The following is a 19,252-nucleotide window of genomic DNA, read 5'->3' on the forward strand; positions in this document are numbered from 1 at the left end:
GCGCAGCTCAACCCGCGAGCAGCGCCCCGTACACCTCGTCCCAGATCTCCGCACTGGCCGCGACCAGCAGGCCCCGCCCCTCGTCGGCCGGGTGGTAGTCGGTGCCGTCGAACCGGCGGGCCACCCCGCCGGCCTCCCGGACCAGCAGCGTGCCGGGCGTGTGGTCCCACGGCAGCGTGCGCCAGAACAGCACGAACTGCTGCGCGCCGGTGAGCATGTCCAGATATTCCCGGCCGGCGCAGTGCTGGCCGGGCAGCAGCTCGCCGATCCGGCGGCCACCGGCCTCGACGTCGCGGCGGAACTTCTCCGGCAGGAACGTCGTCATCGCGGTGCCGCGCATCGCGCCCGCCGCCGGCGGCGGGCCGTCGGTCCGCACCGGCGTGCCGCCGAGTCGGGTCCCCGCGCCGAGCCGCCCGGCCGCCATCGTGCCGTCAAGCGGGTCGTAGACCCAGGAGGCCGCCGGCACGCCGTCGGTGAGCAGGGCGGCCATCAACGCGAAGGGCCGCCGGCCGGCGGCGAAGTTGGACGTGCCGTCGACCGGGTCGACCAACCACACGTCACCGCCGCGGTGCAGGTGCCGGAGCAGGTCCGGATCCTCGGCGACGGCCTCCTCGCCGACCACCACCGAGCCGGGACGCAACCGCCGCAGCCCTTCGGAGATCAACTTCTCGGCCTCGCGGTCGGCGACGGTCACCAACTCGCCGGGCGCCTTCTCGGAGATGTCGGACGGGTCGAGCCGGCGGAACATCGGCACGACCACCTCGGCCGCCGCCTCCCGGAGCAGCGCGGCGACGTCGTCCAGCAGTGCGTCAGCCACGCGGCGGCAGCTTGACCACGCTGACGAAGAACTCGTCGATCTGGCGGACCACCGAGATGAAGCGCTCGAAGTCCACCGGCTTGGTCACGTAGGCGTTGGCGTGGAGCTGGTAGCTGCGCAGGATGTCCTCGTCGGCCTGCGAGGTGGTGAGCACCACGACCGGGATCCGGCGTAGCTGCTCGTCCTGCTTGATCTCCTCCAGCACCTCCCGGCCGTCCCGGCGGGGCAGGTTCAGGTCGAGCAGGATCAGGTCGGGCGCCACCGCGTCCGCGTACGGGCCCTCGCGACGCAGGTAGGCGAGCGCCTCGGCGCCGTCGGAGACGACCGTCAGACGGTTGCGGAGCTTGTGCTCCTCGAACGCCTCCTGGGTCATCAGCACGTCACCCGGATCGTCCTCGACGAGCAGGACCTCGATCGGGCTCTTGCCGTCCGCAGGCGCGGTCATCCCACCGTCTCCTTCATGTCACCGTTTGTATCCTGTCGGTCCGCTCCCGCGGGCGACTCTGCCCCGACCGCCCCGTCCGGCTGACCCTCGGCGTCCACCGGCTCCGCGCCCTCCGCGCTTTCCGCGCTCTCCGCCTCGTCGGCGGCCTCCGCCGCTGCCGTGGCCTTCGCCGCCTCGATGTCGGCCGCCAGCGCGGGCACCGTGAACCGGATGGTGGTGCCCTCCCCCGCGTCGGTGTCCACCCAGACCCGACCGCCGTGGTATTCCACGATCTTCTTGACGATCGCCAGCCCGATGCCGGTGCCCGGATAGGCGTCCTTGGAGTGCAGCCGCTGGAAGATCACGAAGATCTTGTCGGCGAACTCCGGCTCGATCCCGATGCCGTTGTCCCGGCAACTGATCTCCCACTCGCCGTCGACCAGCCGGGCCGACACGTGCACCTTCGGCGGCACGTCGGCGCGGCGGAACTTCACCGAGTTGCTGACCAGGTTGGCCAGCAGGTTGGTCAGCAGCGGCTCCTCACCGCTGATCGTCGGCATCCGGTCCCAGGTCAGCTCCGCGTCGGCGTACTGCCGGGCCGCCTCGGTCTGCCCGGCCACGTCACCCATCACCTTGTTCAGGTCGACCTCGGTGAAGCCGGTGGTGAGCCGACCGATCCGGGAGAACGCCAACAGGTCGTTGATGAGCCGTTGCATCCGCTGCGCGCCGTCCACCGCGAACGCGATGTACTGGTCCGCCCGCTCGTCGAGCTGCCCGGCGTAGCGCCGCTGGAGGAGCTGGCAGAAACTGGCCACCTTACGCAACGGCTCCTGGAGGTCGTGCGAGGCCACGTACGCGAACTGCTCCAGGTCACGGTTGGAGCGGGTCAACTCCTCGGCCTGCTTCTGAAGCTGGTCGTTGACCCACTCGATCCGCTCCCGGGCCTGGCGTACCTCGTCCAGGTCCTGGGCGATCTTCTGCCGCATCTGGTCGATGTCGTCGGCGAGCTGGCGGAACTCCGGCGGGCCGGAGCCGGTGATGCGGTGCTGGTAGTCGCCGTCGGCGACCTCCCGCACCTGCCCCACCAGGGCGGCCAGCGGGCGGATCAGCATCCGGTCGAGTGACAGCAGCATCACCGCGCCGGCCACCGCCACCACCAGGGCCGCGACGATCAGCAGCACGACCAGCACGCCGCTGGTGTCGTTCACCCGGTCGGCCGCCACCTTGCGGACGGCGAGGATCTCGTCCTGGAGCGTGTCCACCGACGCCCGGATGCCGTCGAACTGCCGCCGGGTCTGGTCGGTGATCAACGCTTGGCCGGCCGCCGGACCGCTGCGCTCGGTGGTCGCTATCACCGGCTCGGCCACCTGGGCCCGCCACTGCTCGGCCTGCCCCTCGATGACGGACAACTCCCGGCGTACGCCCGGATAGCCGGCGGCGAGCCCACGCATCGACGCGACCAGGCTCCGCTCCCGCCGCAGGCCCTCCTCGTAGGGCGCCAGGTCGCTGCGGTTGCCGTTCACCGCGTACCCGCGCACCGCGGTCTCCTGGTCCAGCAGGGCGCTCATCAGCTCCTGCGCCTGGACCCGCAGCGGGCCGGTCCGGAGCAGGACCGCGTCGATGTTCTGCCGGTTCTTGGCCGCGACCGCCGCCTCCGCGGCGGCCAGCCCGAGCAGCAGCACCAGGACCACGCCGAGCAGCGCGCCCACCCGCCGCCGCAGGGTCCACCCCTGCTGGTACGCCTTCACTTATCGGCCCCCGCCCCGGGTCACCAGCAACATCGCCACGTCGTCGGCGAGCGGGCCACCGTTGATCTGCTCGGCGCGGCCGACCAGCCAGGCCGGCAGCTCGGCCAGCGGCACCGTCCGGTTGGCCGGCTCGGCGAGCAGGCCGGTGAGCCCCGGCACGTCGAGCCGTTCGTCGCCGCCGTCGACCCGCCCCTCGATGAGTCCGTCGGTGTACATCAGCAGGGACCAGTCATCGGTGTCGAACTCCAGATCGAAGGCAACGGGGCGACGGGGGCGGACGCCGAGCAACAGCCCGCCCTTCGCCGGAACCGGGGCGACCTTACCGCCGCTGAGCAGCAGCGGCGGCGGGTGACCGGCGAGTCTTACGGTGGCCCGGGCGGAGGCCAGGTCGAGCCGGGCGGTGGCCACCGTCGCGAAGATCTCCTGGAGCCGGCGTTCGCTCATCAACACCTGCTCCAGCGCCGGCAGCACCTCGTCGTCGGGCACCCCGGCCAGCACCAGCGCCCGCCAGGCCACGCGCAGCTCGACCCCGAGCGCCGCCTCGTCCACGCCGTGGCCGCACACGTCGCCGACGATCAGGTCGATCCGGTCCGGCCGGGTCTGCACCACGTCGTAGAAGTCGCCGCCGATCAGCGCGGCGTGCCGGCCGGGCCGGTAGAACGTGTGCACCGACACCTCGTCGGTGGTCATCAGCGGCTGCGGCAGCAGGCCCCGCTCCAGGCGGGCGGACTCGGCCTGGCGCAGCTCCACCTCGCGCAGCCGGCGGGCGTTCTCGTCGGCCCGCTTGCGCTCCACGGCGTAGCGCAGCGCCCGGGTCAGCAGGACCCCGTCGACCTGCCCCTTGACCAGGTAGTCCTGCGCCCCTTCGGCGACCGCCACGATGCCCAGGTGCTCGTCGGAACGGCCGGTCAGCACGCAGACCGCGGCGCCGCTCGCCATCTCCAGCACCCGCCGCAGCCCGTCCAGGCCCTGCGCGTCGGGCAGGCCCAGGTCGAGCAGGACGCAGTCGACGCCCATCACCCGCTGCCGGGCCTCGCTGAGGCTCGTCGCCACCAGCAGGTCGATCATCGAATTGGTCTCGGCGAGCAGCTCGCCGACCAGGAAGGCGTCGCCCTCGTCGTCCTCGACCAGGAGCACCCGCAGCCGTTCACCCGGCGGAAGGCCACCGTGCAGTGCGGCACCACCTCGGGGCGCGGCGGCGGAACCCGGCGCGCCGGCCCCCCGGTGCGGCCGAGCCACCGCCGCGAGTCGCGGGAGTTCGCTGGTGATGTCGGGCTCCTTCCGAGTGCCCTTGCTGATCCTGGCGGAGACAACGGTCGCACACAACAGGACCGCCGCCGGTGTGACGGGTGGGTGACCCGTACGCCCGGACAGCGGCGAGACCGACCCACGATGTTACGCGGGAGCGCTGCCGACCCGGCGGCGCACCGACCGGGAGTGCCGTCGTGTCCGGCGGGGGTGCAGGATGATGCCCACCCCGTAGGTCCACCCCGAGGAGTCCCCGTGGGCGTACCCCGCATCCGCCCCGCCGACCGCGCGCTCACCAAGCCGCGCCGCCGGCTGCCCGCCGCCGTCGCCGCGCTCGTCGCGCTGCTCGCCGTCGGGGCGGGCGTCGTGGTCAGCCTCGCCACCCCGGCGCCGCGCCCGGCGAGCGCGCCGGCCGGCGACTTCAGCGCCGCCCGGGCGTACCGGAGCGTCGAGGTGATCGCGGCCCGGCCGCACGTGGCCGGCAGCGCGGACAACGACCGGGTACGCGAACACCTGGTCGGCGCGCTGCGCGGGCTGGGCCTGGAGACCGAGGTGCAGGACGCGGTCGCGCCGGAGGCCGGTCAGCTTTCCGGGGCGGCCGGCGGGGCGACGCTGGCGCGGGTCCGCAACGTGGTGGCCCGGCTCCCCGGCACCGACCCGACCGGCAAGGTCTTCCTGGTCGCCCACTACGACTCGGTGCAGACCGGGCCGGGCGGCAACGACGACGCCGCCGGCACCGCCACCATCCTGGAGGTGGCCCGGGCGCTCACCACCGGCCCGCGCCCCCGCAACGACGTGGTCTTCGTACTCACCGACGCGGAGGAGGCGTGCCTGTGCGGCGCCGCCGGCTTCGCCGCCGACCACCCGCTCGCCGCCGACGGCGGGGTGGTGCTCAACCTGGAGGCGCGTGGCTCGACCGGGCCGGTGATCATGTTCGAGACGTCCCGGAACAACGCGAAGCTCGTGGACATCTTCGGCCGGGCCGCCCCGCACCCGGTGGGCACCTCGTTCGCCGTGGAGATCTACCGGGCGCTGCCGAACGACACCGACTTCACCGCGTTCCTCGACCGCGACTTCGTCGGGCTCAACTCCGCCTACATCGACGGCGGCGCGATCTACCACACCCCGCTCGACGTGCCGGCCCGGATGGACCGGGGCAGCCTCCAGATGCACGGCGACAACGCGCTGGGCCTGGCCCGCGAGTTCGGCCGCACCGACCTGGGCGACCTGCGGTCCGGCCACGACGACACCTACTTCCCGGTGCTCGGCCTGCTGGTCCGCTATCCCGGTGGGCTGAACCTGCCGCTGGGCGTGGCCGCCCTGCTCGCGGTGGGCGCGCTCGGCTGGTCGCTGCGCCGCCGGGGCCGGGCCACCGCCGGCACGCTCGCCGCCGGCGCCGGCCTGGCCCTGGCGCCGATCGTCGTGGCCCCGCTGGGCGCGTGGCTGCTCTGGGCCGCGATCACCACGATCCGCCCCGGGTACGCCGAGTTGCTCGACCCGTACCGTCCGGGCTGGTACCGCCTCGCCGTGGTGGCGCTCGCCGCCGCGGTGCTCCTCTGCTGGTACGCCCTGCTCCGCCGCCGGTTCGGCCCGGCCGCGCTGGCGTTCGGCGGCCTGCTCTGGCTGGCCCTGTTCGGCGTGCTGCTCGCCGTGCTGGTGCCCGGCGCGGCGTACCTGACGACCCTGCCGGCCCTGGCCGGCGCGCTCGCCGGCCTCGCCGCGCTCGCCACCCGACAGGACGGGCCGTGGCCGGTGGTCGCGGTGACGCTCGCCGGCGCGGTCGCCGTCATCATCCTGTTGCCCACCGTGGTGCTGCTCTTCCCGGCGCTCGGCATGGGCATGGGCGCGGTGGCCGCGCTGTTCGCGGTGCTGCTCGGCCTGGCCGTGCTGCCCGTGGTGGACCTGCTGCACCCCCGGGCCGGCGGCCAGCGCGGCCTGTTCGCGCTGCGCGCCCGCCGCCTCGGCGCGCTGCCGGCGGGGGCCGCGTTCGTGGCGGCGGCGGTGTTCGCCGGGGTCGGCCTCGCCGTCGACCGCTTCGACGCCGACCATCCCGTGCCCACCCACCTGATGTACGCGCTGGACGCCGGCACGCGGAAGGCGGCCTGGCTCAGCCACGAGGAGAAGCCGCAGCCCTGGACCGACAGCTACGTCGACCGGACCATCTCGGTGGCCGACGACTTCCCCGGGATCGGCGACGGCGAGTTGCGCGCCGGCCCGGCTCCGGCGGCGTCCCTGCCCGCGCCGAAGGTGGAGGTGCTCGCCGACTCCCGTAACGGTGACCAACGGGTGCTGCGGGTGCGGGTGACCCCGCAGCGGTCGGTCCGGCTGCTCACGCTGCACGTGGACACGGGCACCGCCACCGTGCGGTCCGCCTCGGTGGCCGGGCGGGACGTGCCGGTCAAGGCGCGCGACGGTCGGTGGGGCTTCGGCATCGTGTTCCACGCGCCGCCGCCGGAGGGGGTGGAGGTGACGCTGACGCTGGTGCCGCGGGGCGACACCGTGACGGTGCGCGCGATGGACGCCAGCGACGGATTGTCCTCCGTGCCCGGGTTCCGGGCCCGGCCGGCGGACGTGGGCGTGGTCGGCTCGCACAGCTCGGAGATGCTGGCGGTGGCGCAGACGTACACGCTCTAGCGTGATCCACGCCATCTCGCCGAAGTGGCGGTATCCGGACGCGGGGACACCGCCACTTCGGCGTACCGTGGCCACGGCGGCGAAGACGGCAGCCCGGTCGGTGCGGTCACTTGCCGCGTACGTGACGGTAGACGACCTGCAATTCGGACAGGTTGTGGTCGACCACGCTGAGTTCCTGCCCGGAAACGGCCTCGCGGAGCCGGGCCGCCTCATCGGGCTCGACGGCGGAGGTGCCGTACTTCTGGTTGGCCTCCTCGCGCTTCCCCGGGCGGTAGGTGTAGTACGCGTCGACCCGCCGGACATCGAGGTTGTCGGAGCACTGCTGGATGTAGTCCCGCGCCTTCGCCAGCATCGGCGCCACCTGCGTGTCGATCGGCCCGTCGGCCTTGAGCATGAACTCGTGCTTGGTTGACCCCTGGGTGAGCAGGAAGGCGTGCCGTTCCCAGTCGATCTTCAGTGAGAGGTAGGCGACGATCGAGTCGTCCGGCCCGTACGCGAGCAGCTTCACCTGGGCGAGCAACCTGTCACGGATGCTCCTCATGATGATCTCGAGAGCGGACGCCGGTGCCCGCACCGCGCTGGCGATCTCCCGGGCGACATGCGCGATGACGTTCAGCCGCACGAGGACCACCACTTCCGGGTCCACATCGACGGAGACCTCGATGTCGTCCTCGCCGTCGTCCATCACTCGCCACCCGTCCGGAAGTAGGTGAGGCGTCGCCGGGTGAGACCTCGCCGCTGCAACGCGTCCTCGATCTCGTCGAGCGTCACCCCGCCGACGCCGTTGGCGTACCGCTGCCGCGCCTCGACGATGCCCATCTGCGGGTTCTCCGAGAGGAAGTCGAAGATCTTGTCGCCGAGGCACTCCACCAGGGCGGACGAGATGGCGGCCACGGAGAGCCCCGGATAGCGGGCGGCAAGCTTCTCGACCTGCCCGAGAGCGAGTCCGGGCACCCGCGCGTGCAGCGCAGAGTAGATCATCTCGGCCCGTTCGGCGGTGTTCGGCTCCCAACTGAAGACCCGCATCCGGCCGGGCCTGATCAGTGGTCCGTGCAGCGTCGACAGGTCGTTTGTGGTGAGCACGATCGGAAATCGCCGACTCGTACCCACGTCGCACATCCGCACGTCGTCGGCGAGGTTCATCAGGAAGCCCGTCAGGAGCTGCGAGTTCACCGTGTAGCGGGCGTTCCGGTCCCGCCCGGCCGGCCCGAGGTCGAAGTCTTCCAGGACGAGCACCGGATAGCTGTTCTCGACCTCTGCGTGCTGCGCGGCCCGTTTGTAGAGGCCGCGTAGCTGCTCCACCGGGCGGCCCTCCGAACGTCCGCCCAGCTCCGACGAGGAGAACCGGAAGGGGACGAACCCGGCAGCCTTGAGCGACACCGCGGTCTGGAACGACTTTCCGTCACCAGGCGGCCCGACCACAGCCAACAACAGGGGATAATTGTCCAGGCACGACACGGCGAAGCAATGGGAGAGAACAGCCTTGCGGAACCGCTCCGGCACGCTCACTCGGGGTCTACCTCATTTCGCGTCTTTCGATATTCGAACGTGTCACCCTGCTGCAGCAGAAAGTTGACGTCGGTCAGGATCGCGACCTGTAGTTCCTTCTCCGACATTCCGGCGTACTCGCTCTTACGGCGGACCAGTGGCAGCACCTGCTGACCCGGCGGTGGCGCCGCGACCGGAGCCACCGGGGCGACCGGCGTCGGCCGCTGCCGAGGCGGAGCGGGGGCGACAGCCGGGCCGGACGCCGGCCGGACGCCCCGGACATGGGCCGCCGGTTTCGTCGGTGCGGGTCGCTCCGGCCGTTCGGCCTTGACCGCCCGGACCGTGTAGACACCGGTGATGAGCGCCGCCAATACGCCGAGAGCAGCGACTACTATTTCCGTCATTGGTACCGCTCCAGGGGTGGGTCCGACGAGTCTACGAAGATTCCGCCAATTTCCAGTATGGCCGGACGGGGCAAGGTCGACGGCTCTCCGACCCGCGCCGGTGCCCGCCCAGCCACACCCCGACGACCGATGGTCAACTGTCACCGGCCGAACCGGACCATGCGATCACCGTCAATCACAAGCACGACAGAGGCGAGCGGGATTTCCCATGGCATTCGGGCCGTCATCATGATCGCCATCCGCGGGACTCCGGTCCGCGAATACCGGATCGCCGGTCACCCATCTGCTCGCTACGCTGCCCCGCATGCGGCTGGAGACTGTCACTCCCGACAACTACGAGGCGGCGCTCGCGCTGTCGGTGCGCCCCGATCAGGAGGACCTGGTCGAGCCGGTGGTCAAGTCGCTGGCCGAGGCGTACGTCTATCCCGAGCACGCCTGGCCGAGGTTGATCTACGACGGGGACCGGCTGGTGGGGTTCCTGATGGCCTTCTTCGACATCCCGTGGGGCGACAACCCCGACGACCTGCGCGCCGGCCTCTGGCGGCTGAACATCGCGGCCGACGCGCAGGGCCACGGCTACGGCCGGTTCGCCGTGGAGGCGGTGTGCGCGGAGATCCGCGCCCGGGGCGGCACCCGCGCGTACGTCACCTGGGAGCCCCGCGACGGAGGACCGGAGCCGTTCTACCTGAAGCTGGGCTTCCGTCCGACCGGCGAGCAGAGCGAGGGTCAGACGGTCGCCGTCCTGGACCTGTAGCGCCTCCCTGGTGTCGGCCCCCGCTGGCATGATCCGCGCCGTGGGGATTCTCTGTGACTACTTCTCGGCACCCTCCGACGAGGCTGCTGCCGCGGTCGCCGACGTCCTGGGCGGTCCGCGCGCGGCGGCCGATCCCGGCTTCGATGTGGTCGAGCTGAAAGGGATCGAGCCGGCCGTGCGGCTCGGGACGCTGGAGGCGCTACTGACCAACCTCGATTACGACGCGGTGACGCGGAACCCCCGGCAGGGCAAGGCCGTCGCGGTCCGTGATGACGGCGAGGTGCTGGTCATCTCGCTGACCGACGAACTGCGAGCCGCGCTGGCCGACGCCCCGGAGAGTCGGCTGCGTGAGGTGGCGCGGCCGTGGTCCGAAACCGAGGAGTTCTGGGGGCAGGGTGACCAATCGGTCCTGGCCGAGGTGCTGATCGAGCTTGCCGGGTTGGCTCGCCGGGCGACGACCCGGGACGAGCGGCTCTACTGCTGGGTCTGCGTCTAGCCGCGTCAGTTCGGAGAGGTGGGGCGCGCTGTCGGACACGGGTCCGCAGCGGGATCGGAAACCAGGCCGAGGATCGCACTCAGGACGGTCAGGAAGACATTACGCGGCTGCTTGTGCAGCCAGACCAACACGTCCCGGTCGATCTGGACCTTCACGCCGCCTCACCGTTGGCGCGGTCGGCCAGCTCGCCGCGACGCTCGGGGTAGCGTGATCCACACCAGTTCGGGGAAGTGGCTGGATCGAAGCGGCTGGGATACCGCCACCTCGGCGAAGTGGAGTGGATCAAGCGCGAAGGCCAGCGTTACTTCCAGCGGAAGTGGACGAACAGGCGGCCGAAGTTCTTCGAGTCCTTCTCGACCCGGTGGTAGAGCTGCTTGACGTCCTTCTGGTCGAGGAAGCGCAGCACCTTCTTCTTGAGCGCGCCGGAGCCCTTACCCGGGATGATCTCCACGAGCGTGGCCTTCTTCGCCACCGCCTCGTCCATGATCCCGCGCAGCGCGCGATCGATGTCGTGGCCCTTGTTGTAGATGTCGTGGAGGTCGAGCTTCAGCTTCACGGTTCCATCCTAGGTACGCCGAAGGGCAGCCCACCCGGGCTGCCCTTCGGCAACGCTCACCGACCGACCCGACCCTCCACCCGCTTGAGCGCGGTGGTGTAGTCGGTGTTCGTCGAGTACATCGCCGCCGCGATGCGCAGGTGCCGCAGCGCGTCGGCCGGCCGGTTCATCCGCTCCAGCGTCCGGCCCAGCACGTGGTGCGCGTAGTGGTCGCTCGGGTCCCGGTCGACCAGCTCACGCAGGTGCTCCTCGGCCCGGTTGAGCTGGGCCGACTGGAAGTAGGCGCGGGCCAGCAACTGCCGCACCGAGGAGTTGTCGGGCTCCGCCTCGATGATCGGCTCAAGCAGCCGGGCCGCTCCGGTCGGGTCCCCGGAGTCGAAGAACATGGTCGCCCGCCGGTACTCCGCCAGAAGGTCCACTTGACCCACCTCCTCGTGTCGCGTCAGCCCTTTGTCCGACGCTGGCACAACACCGGCGCGACCGGGAGTGTTCCAGCGGGCAAAGATCAGGGGGTGGGGTCGTACCTTTCGCCCACCAGCTCCCACGCCCGGACACCACCCACGATTCCGGCCGTGTTCGGGACAACCACGACGTCGTCCCCCATCCGGGCCACCTGCTCCGGCCGGATCAGCCGCGAGTTGCCCCCGCCCAGATAGAGCCGGTCCCAGCGGAACACCGGCCGCAGGCCGTCGACCACCTGCCGGATCCGCCGGGACCAGAACGCGTCGCCCAGACGCCGCCGCTCCGGCTCCCCGACGTACGTGTCGTAGGTGGTGTTCCACCGCACCGGGGCGTGCGACAGCTCCAGGTGCGGGGCGATCACCCCGCCGTCGAAGAGCGCGCTGCCGAGCCCGGTGCCGAGCGTCAGGACCAGCTCGCAGCCCGTCCCGGCGACCACGCCGGCGCCGTGCACCTCGGCGTCGTTGAGGACCAGCGCCGGCATGTCGAACGCCTCGGCCAGCGCGCCGCGCGCGTCGTACCCGGACCATTCCGCGACCAGGTCGGGGTCGACGCGGCTGCGCGGCCCGGAGCGGGTCACGTAGTGCGGGGTGGCCACCACCACCCCGTGCCGGATCATGCCGGGCATCCCGACGGTGAGCCGGTCCGCCGCGGGCAGCCGGGCGCCGAGCTCCCGCAGCGTCCGCACGAACACGGCCGGCGGCAGGGGGTACGGCGTGGGCACGCGCAACGGGCGGGCCCGCATGGTGCCGGCGGCATCAAGCACGGAGGCTTTGATCCCGCCGCCTCCGCAGTCGATCGCCAATGTGGTCGCCACGGCTGTGAGTCTCCCTCACACCGGTACCTTCCCAAGCGCGGGACACGGTAATCCGGATGCGCCCGCCGGTATTCTCGGTCTCCTGATGAGCGCCACGTTGATCGCCAAGGATCTCACCGCCGGCCACGGTGACCGCCTCCTGTTCGAAGACCTCAGCCTGGTCGTCGCGCCCGGCGACGTGGTCGGCCTGGTCGGGGTGAACGGCGCCGGCAAGTCCACACTCCTGCGGACGCTCGCCGGCCTCCAGCCCCGCGAGCAGGGCACGGTGGCGTTGAACCCGCCCAGCGCCACCGTCGGCTACCTGCCGCAGGAGCCGGAACGCCGGCCGGGCGAGACGGTCCGTGACTTCCTGGCCCGGCGCACCGGCGTGACCGCCGCGCAGGCCGCGCTCGACGCCGCCACCGAGGCGCTGACCGCCGGGGCGGCCGGCGCCGACGACGCGTACCCGATCGCCTTGGAACGGTGGTTGGACCTGGGCGGCGCGGACCTGGACGAGCGGGCCGGGCAGGTCGCCGCGGAGCTGGGCCTCGACGTGGGCCTGGACCATCCGACGGTCGGGCTGTCCGGCGGGCAGGCGGCCCGCGCCGGGCTGGCCTCGCTGCTGCTCAGCCGCTACGACATCTTCCTGCTCGACGAGCCCACCAACGACCTCGACCTGGCCGGGCTGGACCGGCTGGAACGCTTCGTCACCGGGCTGCGCGCCGGCACCGTGCTGGTCAGCCACGACCGCGAATTTCTCACCCGCACGGTCAACCGGATCGTCGAGCTGGACCTGCACCAGCGGCAGGTCAACCACTACGGCGGCGGCTACGCGGCCTACCTGGAGGAACGCGCCGTGGCGCGCCGGCACGCCCGCGAGGAGTTCGAGGAGTACGCCGACACGAAGGCCGACCTGGAGGCGCGCGCCCGGACCCAACGCGCCTGGATGGAGAAGGGCGTGAAGAACGCCCGCCGCAAGGCCACCGACAACGACAAGATCGGCCGCAAGTTCCGCACCGAGGCGACCGAGAAGCAGGCGGCGAAGGCCAAGCAGACCGCCCGGCTGATCGAACGGCTGGAGGTGGTCGAGGAGCCGCGCAAGGAGTGGGAACTGCGGATGGAGATCGCCGCCGCGCCCCGCGCCGGCGCCGTCGTGGCCGCGCTCCGCGGTGCCGTGGTACGCCGGGGAGCCTTCACGCTCGGCCCGGTGGACCTCCAGATCGACTGGGCCGACCGGGTGGCGATCACCGGGGCGAACGGCTCCGGCAAGAGCACCCTGCTGGCCGCGCTGCTCGGGCGGCTCCCGTTGGACGAGGGTCACGCCGCGCTCGGCCCGGGCGTGGTGGTGGGCGAGGTCGACCAGGCCCGCGGGCTGTTCCTCGGCGACCAGCCGCTGCTCGACGCGTTCGCCGCCGCCGTACCCGAGCTGAAGCCCGCGGACGTCCGGACGCTGCTGGCCAAGTTCGGCCTGCGGGCCGACCACGTGCTGCGCCCGGCGGCGACGCTCTCCCCCGGCGAACGGACCCGGGCCGCGCTGGCGCTGCTCCAGGGCCGTGGGGTCAACCTGCTGGTGCTCGACGAGCCGACCAACCACCTCGACCTGGCCGCGATCGAGCAGTTGGAGTCGGCGCTTGCCGGCTACCCCGGCACGCTGCTGCTGGTGACGCACGACCGGCGGATGCTCGACGCGGTGAGCGTCAACCGGCGGCTGCGCGCCACCGACGGACGGATCGCCGAGGACTGATCCGTGCCGGACCGCCGGCCAGGGGTCACAATGACCACATGCTCAAGTGGGAGTACGCGCTGCTGGTCCGCCGCCGCCAGGCGGCCACCACCGACGCCGGGTGGGAGATCGTCTTCCACTGGTACGGCCCGGACGGCACGATGGTCGACGTCACGCCCTACGGCGACACCTCGGTGGTCCACCTGAACCGGGCCGGCGACCAGGGCTGGGAGTTGGTCGCGATGAGCGAGGACCCGTCGCTGCCCGGCCACGCCGAGCTGCACCGCTACCACCTCAAGCGCCCGAAGTCGCCCGCTCCCCAGCCCCGCCAGCGCCTCCGCCCCACCCGCCCCACCCGCCGCCCCCTCCCCTCCTGACCCCACCCCCCTCCCCCCACCCCCCATTCCCGCGCCCCTGTTTCACGGAAAGAGTGCCTACTCCACGCCGAACAGCCACTCTTTCCGTGAAACAGCGTCCTCGGCGGAGGGGCGAATGTGTGTGTTTCGGGATGGAATGGGTAACGCGCGGCCGGAGGTGGCGCATGGTGGCGATGGGGCAGGCCCCGCCCTCGGGTGAGCGGCTCCGGCAGGCCGACGAGTTCCTCGCCGAGGCGTGGGCCGACCTGGCCCGGCATGACGACCGGCTGCGCGGCACGGCCGTCGAGGTGCGCTTCGACCGGGGCGTGGCACACCTGACCGGAGCGGTCGCCGACCCGGCGGAACTGCGGCTGGTACGCGAGTTGATCGGCCGGTTGGCCGGGGTGCTCGGGGTGTGGTGCCGGGTCGGGGTCGCCGGTCGCCCGCCGGTGGTGGTCGACCTGGGCTGCGGCGCGACCAAGCAGTGGCCGGGCAACCTGGGGCTGGACATCTATCCGGCGACGGGCGTGGACGCGGTCGCCAACCTCTCCGGTCCACTGCCGCTACGGGACGACTCGGTGGACGTGTTCTTCGCGGTGCACATCGTCGAGCACCTGATCGACTTCCTGCCGCTCTTCGACGAGTGTCACCGGGTGCTGCGGCCCGGCGGCGTCCTGCACGTGATGAGCCCCTGGTGGCGACACGTCAACGCGGTCGCCGACCCGACCCACGTCCGCCTGCTCGACGTGCAGACGTTCAAGGGCATCTGCGGTCAGCGCCCGCCCGGCGCCCCCCGCTGGTATCCGCTGCACGTGGGCTGCGACGGCGCTTCCGTCTTCGCCGATCTGACCCCCCTGCCCGCGGATGCGGACCCCCCGTCCCCCTCCCACCTGGCGCGCTTCTTCGACTGAGTGGGTCAGGCGGGTGGGGCGGATTCGCGTAGGGCCAGGCGGTGGGGGGCCACCAGTTCGCGTGGCGGGGCGTCGCGGTCGGCGGCGAGGCGGTCGGCGAGGAGTTCGACGGCGAGGCGGGCGATGTGCGCCTTGTCCGGCGCGACCGTGCTCAGGGTCGGGATGGAGAAGCGACCGTCCTCGATGTCGTCGAACCCGGCGACCGCGACGTCCTCGGGCACGCGCAGACCGGCCTCGTGCAGGGCACGCAGCGCGCCGAGGGCGAGCGGGTCGGTGAAGCAGAAGACGGCGTCGGGGCGTACCCCGGAGGTGAGCAGGTGCCGCATGGCGGCTGCGCCGTCCGCGCGGCGCCAGGCCGGCGCGGACGCCACCAGGCGGTCGTCGTAGTCGATGCCGGCCTCGGCCAGCGCGGCGGCGTAGCCGGCCAGGCGCAGCCGGGCGCTGGCCCCCTCGGGGGTGCGTGGGGAGCCGATCGCGGCGATCCGGCGGCGGCCGAGCCCGGCCAGGTGGGCGGTGATCTCCCGGGCGGCGGCCACGTTATCGATCATGATGTGGTCGGCGGGGCCGTGCTCGACCCGTTCGCCGAGCAGCACCATGGGCAGGCCGTCGAGGCTGGCGAGGTCGTCGGCGGTGAGCGCGAGCGGGCTGAGGATCAGGCCGTCGATCATGTGGTCGCCGATCCCGCTGGCGGCCTTGCGTTCCTGCTCCGGGCCGCCGCTGGTCTGGTCGATCAGCACCGTCCACCCGTGTTCGGCGGCGGCGGCGACCACGTGGCGGGCCAGCTCGGCGAAGTAGGGGATGTCGAGTTCGGGCACGGCCAGCGCGATCACGCCGGTGCGCCCCTTGCGCAGGTTGCGGGCGGACAGGTTGGGCCGGTAGTGAAGTTCGGCGATGGCCTCCTCGACCCGGGCCCGGGTGTCGGCGCGCACGTGCTGGTAGCCGTTGACGACGTTCGAGACCGTCTTCACCGACACGCCGGCCCGCTCCGCCACGTCCTTGAGCCTGTGCCGCACTGGACCTTCCTCCCGCCGACCACTGCGGCGAACTCTACCGCGTCCCGACCCCCTTTACAGGATGGGTTACAACGTTGTAGAAACCAGGGGCGCGGTGACCGACGTCACCGGGCAGCAGCCCCGACGGAAAGGTGGCACCCGTGCCGAACGCGCAGCTCACGGTCGATCCGGCATTCCGGGTCGGCGAGGCCGACCGCCGGATCTTCGGCTCCTTCGTCGAGCACATGGGTCGATGCGTCTACGGCGGGATCTACGAGCCCGGGCACCCGGACGCCGACCCGCGCGGCTTCCGCCGCGACGTGCTGGAGCTGACCCGCGAGATGGGCGTGTCCGTCGTGCGCTACCCGGGCGGCAACTTCGTCTCCGGCTACCGCTGGGAGGACGGCGTCGGCCCGGCCGGTGACCGGCCCCGCCGGCTCGACCTGGCCTGGAAGACGATCGAGACCAACGCGTTCGGGCTGGACGAGTTCATGACCTGGGCGACCGCCGCCGGGGTCGAGCCGATGATGGCGGTCAACCTCGGCACGCGCGGCATGCCCGAGGCGTGCGACCTGCTGGAATACACCAACCACCCGGGCGGCACCCGGCTGTCCGACCTGCGCCGCGAGCACGGCGCCGAGCAGCCGTACGGGGTGCGGCTGTGGTGCCTCGGCAACGAGATGGACGGGCCGTGGCAGGTCGGGCACAAGACCGCCGAGGAGTACGGCCGGCTGGCCGCCGAGACCGCCCGCGCGATGAAGATGATCGACCCGTCGATCAGCCTGGTCGCCTGCGGCAGCTCCGGCCGGGGCATGCCCACGTTCGCCGCCTGGGAGGCGACCGTGCTGGAACACACCTACGAACACGTCGACTACATCTCCGCCCACTCCTACTACGACCCCGCCGACGGCGACCGGGCCAGCATCCTCGCCTCCGCGGTCGACATGGACGCCTTCATCACCGAGGTGACCGCCACCGCCGACCACGTCGGCGCGAAGCTGCGGCAGAAGCGCAAGCTCAAGGTCTCCTTCGACGAGTGGAACGTCTGGTACCAGTCCCGCCTCCAGGCCGACCTGGACCGGCGCGGTTGGGTGGAGGCGCCGGCGTTGATCGAGGACGACTACACCGCCGACGACGCGGTGGTGGTCGGCGACCTGCTGATCACCCTGCTCCGGCACGCCGACCGGGTCGGGGTGGCCTGCCAGGCACAACTCGCCAACGTCATCGCCCCGATCCGCACCCGCACCGGCGGCCCCGCCTGGCGGCAGACCATCTTCCACCCGTTCGCCCTGACCGCCCGCTATGCACGGGGCACCGTGCTGCGCACCGAGCCGGTCGGCCCGACGTACCCGACCAGGAAGTACGGCGACGTGCCGGTGCTGGACACCGTGGCCGTGCACGACGAGGAGACCGGCGGCCTGGCCGTCTTCGCGGTCAACCGGGGCCCGGAGGACCTCCCGCTCGACGTGGACCTGCGTGGCCTGCCCGGGTTGTGCGGCGAGGCGCACACCACCCTCGCCTCCGGGGCCGACCCGGCGGCCACGAACACCGAGGCCGACCCCGAGCGGGTCGCCCCCCGGGAACTCGCCACCCCCGTCCTCGACGGCGGCCGTTGCTCCGTGGTGCTGCCCGCCACCTCCTGGAACCTGCTGCGCTTCGCGCCGTGCGGGTAAGGAGGGGGCCCTTATTAACGCTTTCGGTATAGGCGGGGCCCCCGCTTAACACTCAGGTGTTAAGCGGGGGCCCCGCCTAACATCTGGGCGGTCAGGGGATGGGGGCGGGAGCGGGGGTGCGGGCGTCCTCGCGGCGGGCCAGCCGGTTCTTGCGGTGCCCGTAGCCGAAGTAGATGATCCCGCCGAGCGCCATCCAGATCAGGAACCGCACCCAGGTCTCCACCGACAGGTTGAGGCTCAGGTAGAGGCAGGCCACCGCCGTGACGATCGGCAGCACCGGCGAGAACGGCACCTTGAACGGCCGATCCAGGTCGGGGCGCCGCTTGCGCAGGATCGGCACCGCGATCGCGACCAGCATGAACGCGCAGAGCGCGCCGATGCTGACCAGGTCGGCGAGCGCGGACAGCGGCAGGAAGCCGGCGAGCAGCGCCACCGCGATAGTCATGATCGCGGCGATCCGGTACGGGGTGCCCCAGCGCGGGTGCACCTTGGCGATCGACGGCGGGATGAGCCCGTCCCGGGCGATGGCGAAGCCGATCCGACCCATGGCCACCAGATCGACCAGGATCACGCTCGTCAGACCGGCGACGGCGGCGATGGAGACGAGGGTCGCGGCCCAGCCGGCCCCGACCGCTCGGAACGCGGACGCGATCGGCGCGCCCTCGTCGATCTCGGTGTAGTTGACCATGCCGACCACGACGAGCGAGACGCCGATGTAGAGCGCGGTGGAGATGACGAGCGTGCCGAGCAGGCCCAGCGGCAGGTCGCGCTTGGGCTTGCGGGTCTCCTCACCCAGGTTCGCCACGGCCTCGAACCCGGTGTACGCGAAGAACACCACCGCGGCGGCGGTGAGCACCCCGACGAAGCCGTAGACGGAGGGCTCCAGCCCGAAGATGGCCTGGGTGACCGGCTGCTTGATGCCGCCGTCGCCGGCGCCGGCCGGCTCGCTGGACGGGATGAACGGGCTGAGGTTCGCGGCCTTCACGAAGAACAGCCCGGCGATGACGACGAAGGCGCAGATCGCCACCTTGACCAGCACCAGCAGGTTGGTGACCCGGGCGGACTCGCGGATGCCGACGATGGCGACGACGCCGAGCAGCAGCACGATGGCGACCGCGCCGAGGTTGACGATGCTTCCCTCCTCGGCGAACCAGGCGCTCGGCAGGCCGAACAGGTCGGTGAGGTAGCCGGACCAGCCCCGGGCCACCACCGCCGCGCCGAGCGCGAACTCCAGCAGCAGGTCCCAGCCGATGATCCAGGCGATGATCTCGCCCATGGTGGCGTAGGCGTAGGTGTAGGCGCTGCCGGCGGTCGGCACGCTGGAGGCCAGCTCGGCATAGCAGAGCGCGGCGAGCAACGCGACCGCCCCGGCGATGCCGAAGGAGATCACCACGCCCGGTCCGGCGCTGTTCTTCGCCTCGACGCCGGTCAGCGTGAAGATCCCGGTGCCGATCACGATCCCGATGCCGAAGCCCATCAGGTCGACCGGGCCGAGTCGACGGCGGAGCCCCGGCTTGCCGTCCTCGCCGTCGGCGTCGCCCTGGGCGAGCACGTCCTTGATCGGCTTGGTCCGCAGGACTGACATGGATCACCTCCCCCAACGCCGCGACCACCGCGTTGGCGGTCCGTGGTCGGCCAAGCTACCCAGCGTTCGCCGCGTCCAATCCCGCACGACGGGTGTCGGAATGGTCACGATGCGGTGCACGACTCCGGGGTCTTGCGCCGGCTCGGGATTGATGAAAGTTTCCTACCAGCAGCGCAATCATAGCGGCG

The 19,252-nt window shown here is 72.0% G+C and carries 20 protein-coding genes; 7 read left to right on the forward strand and 13 right to left on the reverse strand.

Annotated features, from left to right (window positions below; translation table 11 throughout):
- Positions 1-7 precede the first annotated feature (7 nt).
- Genes O7619_RS00380 through O7619_RS00395 form a run of 4 tightly spaced genes read right to left on the reverse strand, consistent with a single transcriptional unit; the run spans position 8 to position 4,126 of the window.
- Entirely contained in the window at positions 8-817 is an 810-nt protein-coding gene (locus O7619_RS00380) for an inositol monophosphatase family protein (RefSeq protein WP_282284954.1), read from the reverse strand.
- Positions 810-1,262 (reverse strand): response regulator, encoded by a 453-nt coding sequence (locus O7619_RS00385; protein ID WP_281586522.1) that lies wholly within the window; start codon positions 1,260-1,262, stop codon positions 810-812. The genes O7619_RS00380 and O7619_RS00385 overlap by 8 nt, the downstream gene beginning before the upstream one ends.
- The gene (locus O7619_RS00390; RefSeq protein WP_282284955.1) at positions 1,259-2,989 is read right to left on the reverse strand and encodes a sensor histidine kinase; all 1,731 of its coding nucleotides are present in this window, start codon (positions 2,987-2,989) and stop codon (positions 1,259-1,261) included. The genes O7619_RS00385 and O7619_RS00390 overlap by 4 nt, the downstream gene beginning before the upstream one ends.
- Positions 2,990-4,126 carry a fused response regulator/phosphatase gene (locus O7619_RS00395; protein ID WP_282284956.1) on the reverse strand — a complete coding sequence of 379 codons (1,137 nt, stop codon included), beginning with the start codon at positions 4,124-4,126 and terminating at the stop codon, positions 2,990-2,992.
- Between the two features lie 366 nt (positions 4,127-4,492).
- Here O7619_RS00395 and O7619_RS00400 point away from each other — a divergent pair, with 366 nt between their 5' ends.
- The gene (locus O7619_RS00400) at positions 4,493-6,871 is read left to right on the forward strand and encodes a M28 family peptidase (RefSeq protein WP_282284957.1); all 2,379 of its coding nucleotides are present in this window, start codon (positions 4,493-4,495) and stop codon (positions 6,869-6,871) included.
- 106 nt (positions 6,872-6,977) lie between these two features.
- Here O7619_RS00400 and O7619_RS00405 read toward each other — a convergent pair whose 3' ends face one another.
- From O7619_RS00405 to O7619_RS00415, 3 genes are read right to left on the reverse strand one after another with little or no spacing between them, the layout of a single operon-like run.
- On the reverse strand, positions 6,978-7,556 hold the full coding sequence (locus O7619_RS00405; protein WP_282284958.1) for a hypothetical protein: 579 nt from the start codon (positions 7,554-7,556) through the stop codon (positions 6,978-6,980).
- Positions 7,556-8,380, reverse strand: a complete 825-nt coding sequence (locus O7619_RS00410; RefSeq protein WP_282284959.1) for an AAA family ATPase — start codon at positions 8,378-8,380, stop codon at positions 7,556-7,558. Before O7619_RS00410 ends, O7619_RS00405 begins: the two co-directional genes overlap by 1 nt.
- A complete protein-coding gene (locus O7619_RS00415) occupies positions 8,377-8,763 on the reverse strand; it encodes a hypothetical protein (RefSeq protein WP_282284960.1) in 387 nt (128 codons plus the stop codon). The genes O7619_RS00410 and O7619_RS00415 overlap by 4 nt, the downstream gene beginning before the upstream one ends.
- Before the next feature lie 304 nt (positions 8,764-9,067).
- Between O7619_RS00415 and O7619_RS00420 the strand changes: the two genes are divergently transcribed.
- Both O7619_RS00420 and O7619_RS00425 read left to right on the forward strand, forming a co-directional pair.
- Positions 9,068-9,517, forward strand: coding sequence for a GNAT family N-acetyltransferase (locus O7619_RS00420; RefSeq protein ID WP_282284961.1), 450 nt, complete (start codon positions 9,068-9,070; stop codon positions 9,515-9,517).
- Between the two features lie 40 nt (positions 9,518-9,557).
- On the forward strand, positions 9,558-10,013 hold the full coding sequence (locus O7619_RS00425) for a hypothetical protein (RefSeq protein ID WP_282284962.1): 456 nt from the start codon (positions 9,558-9,560) through the stop codon (positions 10,011-10,013).
- A 5-nt stretch (positions 10,014-10,018) separates the two neighbouring features.
- On the opposite strand, the gene O7619_RS00430 is transcribed toward O7619_RS00425, so the two are convergent.
- The 4 genes from O7619_RS00430 to O7619_RS00445 all read right to left on the reverse strand — a co-directional run bounded on the left by O7619_RS00430 (position 10,019) and on the right by O7619_RS00445 (position 11,845).
- The gene (locus O7619_RS00430; protein WP_282289005.1) at positions 10,019-10,168 is read right to left on the reverse strand and encodes a hypothetical protein; all 150 of its coding nucleotides are present in this window, start codon (positions 10,166-10,168) and stop codon (positions 10,019-10,021) included.
- Between the two features lie 146 nt (positions 10,169-10,314).
- Positions 10,315-10,569 carry a Smr/MutS family protein gene (locus tag O7619_RS00435; RefSeq protein ID WP_013288724.1) on the reverse strand — a complete coding sequence of 85 codons (255 nt, stop codon included), beginning with the start codon at positions 10,567-10,569 and terminating at the stop codon, positions 10,315-10,317.
- A gap of 56 nt (positions 10,570-10,625) precedes the next feature.
- Complete coding sequence (locus tag O7619_RS00440) at positions 10,626-10,988, reverse strand: tetratricopeptide repeat protein (protein WP_089155326.1); 363 nt, start codon at positions 10,986-10,988, stop codon at positions 10,626-10,628.
- An 86-nt stretch (positions 10,989-11,074) separates the two neighbouring features.
- Positions 11,075-11,845: an ROK family protein gene (locus tag O7619_RS00445; protein WP_282284963.1), complete on the reverse strand. Its 771-nt coding sequence runs from the start codon at positions 11,843-11,845 to the stop codon at positions 11,075-11,077.
- An 85-nt stretch (positions 11,846-11,930) separates the two neighbouring features.
- On the opposite strand from O7619_RS00445, the gene O7619_RS00450 reads away from it, so the two are divergent.
- From O7619_RS00450 to O7619_RS00460, 3 genes are all read left to right on the forward strand, one after another.
- Positions 11,931-13,568 carry an ABC-F family ATP-binding cassette domain-containing protein gene (locus tag O7619_RS00450; RefSeq protein ID WP_282284964.1) on the forward strand — a complete coding sequence of 546 codons (1,638 nt, stop codon included), beginning with the start codon at positions 11,931-11,933 and terminating at the stop codon, positions 13,566-13,568.
- Between the two features lie 38 nt (positions 13,569-13,606).
- A complete protein-coding gene (locus tag O7619_RS00455; RefSeq protein ID WP_282284965.1) occupies positions 13,607-13,924 on the forward strand; it encodes a hypothetical protein in 318 nt (105 codons plus the stop codon).
- 164 nt (positions 13,925-14,088) lie between these two features.
- Positions 14,089-14,814, forward strand: coding sequence for a methyltransferase domain-containing protein (locus tag O7619_RS00460; protein ID WP_282284966.1), 726 nt, complete (start codon positions 14,089-14,091; stop codon positions 14,812-14,814).
- Between the two features lie 5 nt (positions 14,815-14,819).
- On the opposite strand, the gene O7619_RS00465 is transcribed toward O7619_RS00460, so the two are convergent.
- The gene (locus tag O7619_RS00465) at positions 14,820-15,827 is read right to left on the reverse strand and encodes a LacI family DNA-binding transcriptional regulator (protein ID WP_282284967.1); all 1,008 of its coding nucleotides are present in this window, start codon (positions 15,825-15,827) and stop codon (positions 14,820-14,822) included.
- Positions 15,828-15,967: 140 nt separating this feature from the next.
- On the opposite strand from O7619_RS00465, the gene O7619_RS00470 reads away from it, so the two are divergent.
- A complete protein-coding gene (locus O7619_RS00470) occupies positions 15,968-17,479 on the forward strand; it encodes an alpha-N-arabinofuranosidase (RefSeq protein ID WP_282284968.1) in 1,512 nt (503 codons plus the stop codon).
- A gap of 91 nt (positions 17,480-17,570) precedes the next feature.
- On the opposite strand, the gene O7619_RS00475 is transcribed toward O7619_RS00470, so the two are convergent.
- Complete coding sequence (locus O7619_RS00475) at positions 17,571-19,064, reverse strand: amino acid permease (RefSeq protein WP_282284969.1); 1,494 nt, start codon at positions 19,062-19,064, stop codon at positions 17,571-17,573.
- Positions 19,065-19,252: the final 188 nt, after the last annotated feature.

The sequence above is a fragment of the Micromonospora sp. WMMD998 genome (genome assembly GCF_029581235.1).
Taxonomy (GTDB): Bacteria; Actinomycetota; Actinomycetes; order Mycobacteriales; family Micromonosporaceae; genus Micromonospora.